Below are 10,198 nucleotides of genomic sequence, written 5' to 3'. Positions count from 1 at the left end.
TGGATCGCTCATCAGGGCAGCGTTCATGGCGAGTGGCTCCAATGGCAGCGGAGACCTCGGCCTCCAGCAGATCCTGGAAGCCCCGGCGCACGATCTCAGGGATCAGGGCGCCAGCGGTGGTGCCCTCGATGAGCTGAGCCAGCTCGGAGGCGCCACTATGGGTAAGGGTCATGGTCTGTGTTCGGTTTGGTGGTAGTGCTCCGAACAGGGTCACAGACCCCCCTGAGTTACACCACTCCATGGGACGCCGCTCTCGTCTTAGTTGCAACCGCCTAGCCTCCCTCAAGCTGTTAGGTCTGAAATGCGGCTGCTGCTGCTGGGTTGTTCGGGGTTTGTAGGTCGCGAGCTGGTGCCTTTTCTGCTCGAGCTGGGCCATGAGCTGACCCTCGTGAGCCGTCAGTCCCAGCCCTTTCCGGCTCTGGTTGGTAAGAGACTGGCCTGCATACGCCTAGATCCGGCCGATGCGGCCAGTTGGGCTGATAACGGCCTCGATAGGGCCCTCTCTGAGGCGGAGGGTGTCGTGAACCTCGCCGGTGAGCCGATCGCTGAACGTCGTTGGACCCCTGGCCACTGTCAGCTGTTGCTGCAAAGCCGCGTTCGCACAACTGAGCTGCTGGTGGCTGCCTTGGCGCGGCTGGAGCAGCCCCCCGCCGTGTTGGTTAATGGTTCAGCAGTGGGCTTCTACGGATCCAGTGCGCAGACGCGCTTCAGCGAGACCAGCCCAGCCGGTGGCGATTTTCTGGCCGAGATCTGCCAGCGCTGGGAAGCGGCCGCTGATCAGGTTCCAGCTGCTTGCCGGCTGGTGAAGTTGCGCATCGGCATCGTGCTGGGCCCCGATGGTGGCGCCCTCGGCAAGATGATGCCCATCTTCCGTTTGGGTTTCGGCGGGCCGGTGGGTTCCGGACGCCAGTGGATGAGCTGGATTTATCGCCACGACCTCTGCCGCCTGATCGCCACGGCCCTTGAAGATGGCGCCTACAGCGGGGTCTACAACGCCGTTAGCCCGGAAGCCACCACCATGGGCCTGTTCGCCAGTGCCTTAGGCAAGGCCCTAGGCCGTCCCAGCCTGCTGCCCGTGCCGGGGCCGATCCTGCAGCTGCTGCTTGGCGACGGGGCCCAGGTGGTGCTGGAGGGCCAGCAGGTGCTGCCCGAGCGCTTACTGGCCCAGGGATTCACTTTTCAGTATCCCCAGCTCAGCGCTGCCCTCGCCGCTGCCACCAACCCAGCACCCCGCTGAGCAGGGCAGCTCCCATCAACAAGCCAATTGCCGGGGTAAAAAGCGGTTCCCACAGCCGCTGAAACAACTCCAGGGGGGCTTCGATGTGCTGGCTGTGCAGGGTTACGGCCACGGCAAACCAAATTGCCCCGGCAATCACCACAAACACATCCACCACCAGCAGGGTGTCCATCGATCCCTTGATTTGCTGCAGCAAGCTGGGGGGGGTAGGTGTGGTCATGGCAGCTCAGAGGCCTGATTAGGGCACAGCATTGCCATGATCGCCGCTGCCATCGCCTGGCTGCCGCCGGGCGCGCCGATTCGCTCCAGACCAATGGCGGCCAGGGACTGGCGTAGGGCTGGTCCTTGCTTGTGATCGCTTTGCTGCTCCAGCAGGCCTTGGGCTAGCAGGGCACTGGCCCTCAGGGATGCATCACTGCCGCTGCTGCCGGGGGCGCAGCGCACGCCTGGGCCAAGCAAACGGCGCTGGGCTTCAGCAAAGCCCGCTGTGAATTGGGGGCCCTGTCCCACCAGCTGCAGCACTGGTTTGCCTAGCCCCACGGCCTGTTCGGCGGCGGTGCCAGCCATGCACAGCACCAGCTGGGAGGAGGTCAAGATCTCCCCAAACTGGCCCCAGCCAAGTTCAACTGCCAGGGGGCCGCGCACCAGCCGGTCGCTTGCCTCGAGCCGCCAGCCAAGTGGGCCGGCCAGCTTGGCAACGCGACTGCCGTCGAGCTCAGGCACCAGGGCGGCGCGAAGCCGCAGGGGCTGGCTGCGCGCCCATTCCTCGGGCAGCAGGGCCAGCACCCGCAGCATCAGAGCGAAATTGCGCGCCGCTTCCGGCAGGCGGCTGCCTGGCACCAGCGCCAGCTCCAATTGCAACGCCGGCAGCTGCAGTGATTCGCTTGTGGCGGCGCTCACCACGTCGAGGAAGGGATTGCCGAGGAAGACCACGGCACGGTTCAGTTGCTGGCTGAGGTCGTTGGCGGTGAGGGAATCGCGGCTCCAGATGGCTTTGATGCTTGCTTGGTTCAGCAGCCAGCCGCAGGGCCAGGGCAGGCGCAGGCGGCCTTCGTAGTGGCTGGAGTAAGCCACTAGATAAACGGCGCTGGGCAGGCCCGAGAGCCAGCTCCCCAGTACCGCCAGCACATCGCCCACGGCCACCACCAGGCCGTAGTGGCGGCGGCGGCGGCGCAGGAGCATTAGCCGGCCGAGCACATGGCCCATCTGGCCTTCCAGCAGCTCGCTGAGCCGTCCGCGCAGGCTGGTGTAGCCGAGGCCGCCCGTGCTGCAACTGCGGGTGCGGCCCAGCACCGGCACGCCCCGCTGGCGATAGGGGCTGCCGTGACCCACCAAGGGCAGAGCCTCAACCGGAATGCCCCGCTGCATCAGCTCGGCAGCTACGAGGGCACCACTGAGGTCTTCCCCGTGGCCGTTGCTGAGTAGCAGAACCGGTTTCAACCCGCCAGCCAGGCCTTCAGCTTCTCCATGGCCTTCCAGCCTGGTTTGCGCACTAGGCCATCGGCGATCGACTTATGCAGGTCGCCAGTCATCTCCGGCGCCATTGCCATTACCCGCTGCACAATTTCGACGTGTTCGCGCACCCCTTTGGCGCCCGTTTCCAGCATGGCCAGGCTCAGGTTGATGCGGGCCTGGGGGTCCTGGGGGTTAAGGCGCACGGCGGTTTTGGCGGAGCGCAGGGCGGCTTGGGGCTGCTCATCGAGCAGCTGCAGCCATGCCAGGCAGGTCCATCCCGCCGACTGGTTGGGGGACTGCTCGGTGATAGCGATGAAGCTATCGATCAATTCAGCCGGTGCCACTCCCGCCTGGTAGCGCTGCATGGCCTGCTCGAACAGGGACGGTACGTCTGCTGAGGTCATAGGGAGGCGGCTTGCCTGGTCATCTGCTCAGATTGCCACCCGACGGTCATTACACCGCAAACGAGCTGCCGCAGCCGCAGGTCTGGCTGGCATTGGGGTTGGTGAAGTTGAAGCCACCGCCGATCAGGGCACTGGAAAAATCCAGCTGCATTCCGTAGATGTAGAGCAGGCTCTTGGGATCGCACACCACCGCGAAACTGGGAGCATCGGCGGGTTCGTAGGTGTAGTGCTCGTCATCGCCCTGGATCGCGCTGGCATCGATGAAGTCCATCGTGTAGCTCATGCCGCTGCAGCCCCCGGAGCGCACGCCCACCCTCAACACCTTGGCCTCGCCCTGCTGGTTCATCAGAGCCCCCAGCTGCTTCATGGCCGGTTCGGTGATCAGGATCCCCTTCCCGTCTTTGGCGGTGAAGGTGGGTTGGGCCTGGGCTGCAACAGCAGTGACAGTTTCGGTACTCATCAAGATCTACGCCAGTTGCAACCACTGTATGGAGGCTCCCCGTTCGCTGCCTGGCGGAGTGTCTCCATAGAGTCAGCGCACTAATGAGGGTTGAAAGGGTGCAGGTCGCCATCGTGGGAGCGGGACTGGCCGGTTTATCTGCGGCGGTGGATCTGGTGGATGCCGGCCACCAGGTGGATCTCTACGAGGCCCGACCGTTTCTGGGCGGCAAGGTGGGCAGCTGGGTGGATGAGGGCGGCAACCACATTGAGATGGGGCTGCATGTGTTCTTTTTCAACTACGCCAACCTCTTCGCCCTGATGCGCAAGGTGGGGGCTATCGACAACCTGCTGCCCAAGGACCACACCCACCTGTTTGTGAATACTGGCGGCGATCTCCGGGAGCTCGACTTTCGCTTTGCCCTTGGCGCTCCCTTCAACGGCTTGAAGGCCTTCTTCACCACTCCCCAGCTCGACTGGATCGACAAGCTGCGCAATGCCCTGGCCCTAGGCACCAGCCCAATCGTGCGCGGCTTGGTGGACTACGAGGGGGCCATGAAGACGATCCGCGCCCTGGATCGGATCAGCTTCCAGGAGTGGTTTGTGGGCCATGGCGGCAGTGAGCAGAGCATTAAGCGGATGTGGAATCCGATCGCCTATGCCCTGGGCTTCATTGATTGCGAGGCGATCTCGGCCCGCTGCATGCTCACGATCTTCATGATGTTTGCCTCCAAAACCGAGGCCTCCAAGCTCAACCTGCTCAAAGGCTCGCCCCACCGCTGGCTCACGGGCCCGATTCTCGACTACATCCAGCAGCGCGGCGGCCGGCTGCATCTGCGCCACCGGGTTACGGAGGTGCATTTCGAGGAGGGGGCAGCTGGCGTCGATGGCCAGCCCGCTACCCGGGTGAGCAGCCTCACTCTCGGCACCCCTGAGGGCGATGTATCCGTAGTCGCAGACACCTATCTGGCCGCCTGTGATGTGCCTGGTATTCAGCGAATGCTGCCCCAAGCCTGGCGCCGCTGGCCCCTTTTCGACAACATTTACAAGCTCGATGCGGTGCCGGTGGCCACCGTGCAGCTTCGTTATGACGGCTGGGTAACCGAGCTCGGTGATGGCGCCGCCGCCACCGCCGCCCGAGCCGATCTCAGCAGCCCCGCTGGCCTCGACAACCTGCTCTACACCGCCGACGCTGACTTCAGCTGCTTTGCCGATCTGGCCCTGGCCAGTCCCGAGGATTACCGCAAGCAGGGGCAGGGCTCCTTGCTCCAGTGCGTGCTTACCCCAGGTGATCCCTGGATTCCCAAGAAAACCGAAGAGATCGTGGCCCACACCGACGCCCAGGTGCGAAGCCTGTTCCCTTCGGCTGTGGGCCTGAAGCTGGTGTGGAGCAACGTGGTGAAGCTGGCCCAGTCCCTTTACCGCGAGGCTCCCGGCATGGAGCCTTACCGGCCTGAGCAAGCCACGCCGGTAGCCAATTTTTATCTGGCCGGTAGTTACACCAAGCAGGATTACATCGATTCGATGGAAGGCGCCACCATGAGTGGGCGCTTAGCCGCAGCGGCGATCCTGGCAAGCCAGGCTGCGCTGGCCACCAACACCTCTGTTTCGTAGGAGATTCCATGGGCCGTTGGCTTGAGCACAGCGTTACCACAGAGATCCGGGCCTCGGTGGATCAGGTGTGGGAGGTATGGAGTGACTTGGAGGCGATGCCCCAGTGGATGCGCTGGATCGAGTCGGTTGTAACCGAGCCGGGCGACCCCGATCTCACTGATTGGACTCTGGCGGCGCAGGGCTTCCGCTTCCATTGGAAAGCCCGTATCAGCCAGCGGGTTGAGGCCCAGCAACTGCACTGGGAGTCGGTGGGAGGCCTGCCCACTAAGGGTGCGGTGCGCTTCTACTCCCAGGCGCCCGAGCTCACGGCGGTCAAGCTGAGCGTCAGCTATGAACTGCCCGGGGTCTTGGCACCATTGATGGAACCAAGCATTCTGGGTGGAATTGTGACCAAGGAGCTTCAGGCCAATCTTGACCGATTCCGTGATCTCGTTGAAACCCGCAACCCTTAAGTTCCTCGGCCCTGCCATTGCTACAGCCCTGCTGCTTGTTTCCTGCGCTGGGTGGAAGCTCCCTCAGGCAACCTCGCCGCCTGAGTCGCAGCCGTCGTCCCCAGCACCAGCGCCTGTTGGGGCACCGGCTCCCTTGGCGGGACTGACACCCCTGCCCAGCTCCAACCAGGTGGTGGCTTCAGTTTCATCTGGGCGTGTTGATCCATTTGCGCCCCTGGCGACTCCTGCAAAAGCTTCCCCTGCCCGGCCGATGCTTCTGAGACTCCCCCCTGGCTTGATCTTCAACGGCGTGATTCGCTCCGGCGGCACCCCCGAGGCTCTGGTGCAGTTCGGTGCGGAGAGCGGCACCTTGCGGGTCGGTCAGAGAGGCGGCAGCACCACGGACTACAGAACCACGGACTACCGAACCACGCCCCTACTGCCGGCGGGTTGGAGCGTGGCCAGCATCGATGTTGAAAATGGTCGCCTCACCCTGCGTCAGGGCAAGCAGGCGGTGACGGCCGAGATCTGAGGCTGCGGCCGCAGGCCTCCACCAGTCCGGTCAGGTCATGGGGATCGGCTTCAGCATCGACGCGGCCGAGTAGCTGCCGGCAGCGCTCGCTGGTTTGGGGTCCGATTGAAACCACGGCCACCCCCTCCAGCTGGCTGCTCCAGGTGGGCCCGAAAGCCCCTTTCAGCAGCTGGCAGGTGTGGCTCACGGTTTTGCCGCTGCTGAAGGTGATTGCGTCGAGGCGCCGTTGCTCTAGGGCGGCCACCGCAGCGCTGGGTAAACCCTCTGGACAGCCGGTTTCGTAGGCGGCAACTTCAACCACCCGGACACCAGCAGCGGCGAAGGCATCCGCTAGCAGGGTGCGGCCGCCGCTCTGCACCCGGGGCAGCAAAAGGCGCAGCCCCCAACCCGAGACGGGAAAGTGCTCCAGCAGGCTGTCGGCCACAAAGCTGGGCGGGATGAAGTCGGCGGGCGATCCCAACGATTCGAGCTGCGCCGCGGTTTTGCGGCCTACCGCAGCGATCTTCAGGTGGCTGGGCCGCCGTGCCAGGGAGCGGCCGATGCGGCGCAGCCGCTGCTCCACGGCCTCAACGCCGTTGCCACTGGAAAAAACCAGCCAGTGGAAATCATCTAGCTCGGCTAGGGCATCGTCGAGGGGCCCCCATTCATCTGGTGGGGTCACCACCAAGGCAGGTAGGTCTACCACCGTGGCGCCAGCGGCTTCAAACAGGCGACGGGCTTCACCTAGCTGGGTTTCGGCCCTGGTCACGGCGATGCTGCGGCCGCTCAGATAGGAGTCAGAAGCCATGGCCAGGGGGATCACTGGTCATCCAGCTTGACCATGCTGCCCGCCTGTTGCCGCAGTGCTTCCGCTTCGCTTTGCCGGTTTTGCTGCTCCAATAGGGAAATCGCCTGGCGGAAGCCGCTGCGGGCCCCTGGCACATCACCGCTGAGCAGCAGGGCAACGGCCAAGTTTTGCTGGGCGGCGGCCAGGCTTGGATCGCGCTCCAGGGCTGAGCGGTAGGCCGCGATTGCCGCCGGCAGCTGGCCGCGTCGCCGCTCGCTAATCCCCAGGTGCAGCCAGCCGAGTGCCAGTTCGGGCGCTGCTGCGCAGGCCTGGCGGCACAATTCGCAGGCCTCTTCTAGGGCGCCCTGGCTCGTGGTGCCGGGCTCTTGCAGCAGGGCGGCCAGATTCAGCCGGGCCGCCAGGGTGAGCCGCGGCGGCAGGGGTAGCTCCAGGGCCTGGCGGTATAGCTGGCAGGCGTGCTTTGGGTCGCTGCTGCCCAGGGCAATCGCCAGGTGCAGCAGCAGCTCGTAGCGCTCGGGGTGGCGGCTGGTTGGGCACCGGGCCAATCCCTGCTGCAGCAAGGCGATGCCGCGTTCGCGGTTGCCCTCGCTCACCTCCAGGCTGCCGAGCTTGGCGCAGGCGTAGGGATCTCCTGGGTGGGCGGCCAGGTCGGCTTCCATGGCCTGGCGCAGCCGTTTCGCCTTGGCACCGCTGGCCAGCAGATCACTGCGGTAGCCATCGTGGGCTAGCGCAGGCACATCGCAATCCGCCAGATGCCAGTGGGGCTCCTTTTCCAGCAGGGCCAGCACGCTGTCATCCACCATCGAGTGGTATGGCCGGCTCCAGTGGATGGCTGGATGGCGGCGAAACAGGCGGCTCACATTTGAGTAAGGCGACTGGGCCGCCCCCAGCTCCTGCCGCAGCAGGTTGATCAGCAGCAGGTCCGGCTCGACCATCAGGGCTTGGAGCGGCTGGCGGGCTTCTGGCAGCAGCCACTCGTCGGCATCGAGAACCAGCACCCAGTCGCCGTGCACGTGCCCCAGGGCCTCATTGCGGGCCGGGGCGAAATCCCCTGGCCAGGGCAGCTGGTGCACCACCGCACCGCAGCTCTCGGCGATGGCTATGGTGGCATCGCTGGAGCCGGTGTCCAGCAGCACCATCTCATCGACGAAGCCCGCCACCGAGGCCAGGCAGCGCTCCAGCCGCTCGGCTTCGTTGCGCACGATCATCGAGAGACTGAGCATGGGCCGGATGGGGACGGGGCTGGAAACAGGCAGCTTGGCTCCGGCTCAGTCGGTGAAGCCAGCGCCCGCTTCAGTGTCTCCCAGCCCCAGTCCACTGCCCAGTCTTTGGAGAGCTTCGGCCTGCGCCAGGGGCATCTGGCCGGGGCTATAGACGCCAGGGATGCCCGGCGGCAGCAGTGGGCGCAGCTCCTCCCAGAGGTAGGGGCTGCCATACACCACCAGCCCCGCCAGTCTTTCGGCTTTTGCTAATTGACGCAGTGCCGCAGGCCAGGGCTCGGCGCTGCCGGCGCTGCCGCGAAAGGGATTGCCCCGCACAAACAACTGCAGCAGCACGGGCCCAGGGCCGAGCCGCTCCATGGCGAGCGGGGCGTCGGTGTCGGTGCCCCAAGGGCTGGGGCTGCGGCCCTCCAGCAGCAGGGTGCGCCAGCCGCGGGATTCGGGCCGAGCCAAGGCTGGAGCAGTGGCAGTTAGCACTGCAGCGGCTGCGGCCAAGGCCGAGTCGAGCCTGATCAGATTGATGCCGGCCTGGGGGGTGACGGCGCCGCTGCTGCCCGCCGTCTCCATGGTGGCCCGCACCAGCTCCAGGGCCAGGACCTGGTTGGGTTGGGCGGCCGCCTCTGGATCGGCAACGGCCAAGGCCGCTTCAGGCCCAGCGCAGCGCTCCAGGGCCTGAAGGCGGCGCTCGGCACTGGCTTCCAGCTGCTCAACATTGAGCCGGCCGCTGGCCACCGCTTCAGCGATGGCGGCGATGGCGGCATCCGCATCGGCGGGCATCAAGACCAGATCGGCCCCGGCTTCCAGGGCCAGCACGGCCGCCTCCCCGGCGCCGTAGCGCCCGGTGATTGCGTCCATCACCAGGGCATCGGTCACGATCAACCCACCGAAGCCCAGCTGCTGGCGCAGCAGCCCGGTAAGCACCGGCTTGGACAGGGTGGCTGGCCGCTCTTGATCAAGCTCCGGCAGCATCAGGTGGGCGGTCATCACCGAGGCCACTCCAGCAGCGATCGCCTGTTGAAATGGCGGTAGCTCGATCGCCGCCAGCCGCTCGCGGCTGTGGGGCAGCAGGGGCAAGGTGATGTGGGAATCGCTGCTGGTGTCGCCATGGCCTGGGAAGTGTTTGGCGCAGCCGAGCACCCCAGCTGCCTGCACGCCCCGCACAAAGGCCGCTGCCAGCGCCCCGGCTGTGGCTGGATCTTCCCCCCAGGCCCGCACATTGATTACCGGGTTGGCCGGGTTGTTGTTGACATCGCACACCGGCCCCAGCACCCAGTTGAGCCCCAGGCCCCTCGCATCCCGGCCCGTGCACTGCCCGTAGCGTTCGGCTAGCTCAAGCGCCTGTTGAGGCTCGCGTCCGTAGAGGCGCCCCAGGGCTAGGGGTGGCACCATCCAGGTGGCTCCGTCGAAACGCTGGCCCACTCCCTCCTCCACATCGGCGCAGAGCAGCAGCGGCTGACCTGCCCAGCGGCGCAGCTGGGTGCAGCGCAGGGCCACCTCGGCGGCGCTGCCGCCAAGGAGGATCACGCCGCCCACGCCAGCCTCCAGCAGGCTGCGGAGCTTGTTGTTAGGCAGCTCCCAGCGGGGGTAGCCGCGTTGGTGGTCGGCGAGTTTGCCGCTGCCGCGCACCACGATCAGCTGGTGGATCAGGCGCAGCAGGGCTGGACCGACGGTTTGGGTCGCGCTTGGTTCAGAGATCACTGGCTTCGGCGGGTTCGCCCTTCTCCTGCCGTTCGTCTTCTAGGCGATTGAGCAGCCCCAGCACCGTGGTGCCCTTCTCGATACCTCGATCGAGCACAAACACCACCTCAGGGGTGCGCCGCATCTTCAGCCGCCGGCTCAGCTCACCCTTCACGAAGGCGCTAGCTGAACGCAGGCCTGCCATGGCTTGCTCCTTGTCGGAGTCGCTGCCGAAGACGCTCACAAAAATTTTGCAGTGCTGCAGATCGCCGGCCACTTCAACTGTGGTGACGCTCACCATCCCTTGGTTGACCCGCTCGTCCTTGATGCCGCCAATCAGCAGCTCACTAATTTCGCGGCGGATCAGGGAGGCCACCCGCTCCACCCGTCGGCTCTGTGCCAT

The 10,198-nt window shown here is 65.6% G+C and carries 12 protein-coding genes; 4 read left to right on the top strand and 8 right to left on the bottom strand.

The window, feature by feature from the left end; translation table 11 throughout:
• Positions 1-301: 301 nt before the first annotated feature.
• Positions 302-1,237 carry a TIGR01777 family oxidoreductase gene (locus KBY83_RS13075; RefSeq protein ID WP_255019957.1) on the top strand — a complete coding sequence of 312 codons (936 nt, stop codon included), beginning with the start codon at positions 302-304 and terminating at the stop codon, positions 1,235-1,237.
• Here the strand turns inward: KBY83_RS13075 and KBY83_RS13070 are convergent.
• The 4 genes from KBY83_RS13070 to KBY83_RS13055 are packed head-to-tail and all read right to left on the bottom strand — an operon-like array spanning position 1,194 to position 3,556.
• Positions 1,194-1,457 carry a hypothetical protein gene (locus tag KBY83_RS13070; RefSeq protein WP_255019955.1) on the bottom strand — a complete coding sequence of 88 codons (264 nt, stop codon included), beginning with the start codon at positions 1,455-1,457 and terminating at the stop codon, positions 1,194-1,196. The genes KBY83_RS13075 and KBY83_RS13070 overlap by 44 nt on opposite strands.
• Positions 1,454-2,677 carry a lipid-A-disaccharide synthase-related protein gene (locus KBY83_RS13065; RefSeq protein WP_255019954.1) on the bottom strand — a complete coding sequence of 408 codons (1,224 nt, stop codon included), beginning with the start codon at positions 2,675-2,677 and terminating at the stop codon, positions 1,454-1,456. The genes KBY83_RS13070 and KBY83_RS13065 overlap by 4 nt, the downstream gene beginning before the upstream one ends.
• Positions 2,674-3,096 (bottom strand): M48 family metallopeptidase, encoded by a 423-nt coding sequence (locus KBY83_RS13060; RefSeq protein WP_255019952.1) that lies wholly within the window; start codon positions 3,094-3,096, stop codon positions 2,674-2,676. The genes KBY83_RS13065 and KBY83_RS13060 overlap by 4 nt, the downstream gene beginning before the upstream one ends.
• A 49-nt stretch (positions 3,097-3,145) precedes the next feature.
• Complete coding sequence (locus tag KBY83_RS13055; RefSeq protein WP_254999688.1) at positions 3,146-3,556, bottom strand: iron-sulfur cluster assembly accessory protein; 411 nt, start codon at positions 3,554-3,556, stop codon at positions 3,146-3,148.
• Between the two features lie 98 nt (positions 3,557-3,654).
• On the opposite strand from KBY83_RS13055, the gene zds reads away from it, so the two are divergent.
• From zds to KBY83_RS13040, 3 genes are all read left to right on the top strand, one after another.
• A complete protein-coding gene (gene zds, locus KBY83_RS13050) occupies positions 3,655-5,148 on the top strand; it encodes a 9,9'-di-cis-zeta-carotene desaturase (protein ID WP_255019961.1) in 1,494 nt (497 codons plus the stop codon).
• 8 nt (positions 5,149-5,156) lie between these two features.
• Complete coding sequence (locus KBY83_RS13045; RefSeq protein ID WP_254937830.1) at positions 5,157-5,600, top strand: SRPBCC family protein; 444 nt, start codon at positions 5,157-5,159, stop codon at positions 5,598-5,600.
• 250 nt (positions 5,601-5,850) lie between these two features.
• The gene (locus tag KBY83_RS13040; RefSeq protein ID WP_255019950.1) at positions 5,851-6,111 is read left to right on the top strand and encodes a hypothetical protein; all 261 of its coding nucleotides are present in this window, start codon (positions 5,851-5,853) and stop codon (positions 6,109-6,111) included.
• On the opposite strand, the gene KBY83_RS13035 is transcribed toward KBY83_RS13040, so the two are convergent.
• From KBY83_RS13035 to rbfA, 4 genes are read right to left on the bottom strand one after another with little or no spacing between them, the layout of a single operon-like run.
• Positions 6,068-6,898 carry a uroporphyrinogen-III synthase gene (locus tag KBY83_RS13035; protein ID WP_255019948.1) on the bottom strand — a complete coding sequence of 277 codons (831 nt, stop codon included), beginning with the start codon at positions 6,896-6,898 and terminating at the stop codon, positions 6,068-6,070. The genes KBY83_RS13040 and KBY83_RS13035 overlap by 44 nt on opposite strands.
• 11 nt (positions 6,899-6,909) lie before the next feature.
• Positions 6,910-8,121 carry a glycosyltransferase gene (locus KBY83_RS13030; RefSeq protein ID WP_255019947.1) on the bottom strand — a complete coding sequence of 404 codons (1,212 nt, stop codon included), beginning with the start codon at positions 8,119-8,121 and terminating at the stop codon, positions 6,910-6,912.
• Between the two features lie 45 nt (positions 8,122-8,166).
• Complete coding sequence (locus KBY83_RS13025; protein ID WP_396094007.1) at positions 8,167-9,816, bottom strand: glycoside hydrolase family 3 N-terminal domain-containing protein; 1,650 nt, start codon at positions 9,814-9,816, stop codon at positions 8,167-8,169.
• Positions 9,806-10,198 carry a 30S ribosome-binding factor RbfA gene (gene rbfA / locus KBY83_RS13020; RefSeq protein ID WP_254941821.1) on the bottom strand — a complete coding sequence of 131 codons (393 nt, stop codon included), beginning with the start codon at positions 10,196-10,198 and terminating at the stop codon, positions 9,806-9,808. Before rbfA ends, KBY83_RS13025 begins: the two co-directional genes overlap by 11 nt.

This window comes from Cyanobium sp. WKJ7-Wakatipu, assembly GCF_024345355.1.
Taxonomy (GTDB): domain Bacteria; phylum Cyanobacteriota; class Cyanobacteriia; order PCC-6307; family Cyanobiaceae; genus Cyanobium_A; species Cyanobium_A usitatum.
The sequence above is the reverse complement of the archived record's forward strand: the minus strand, read 5'-3'. Positions and strand labels throughout refer to the sequence as shown.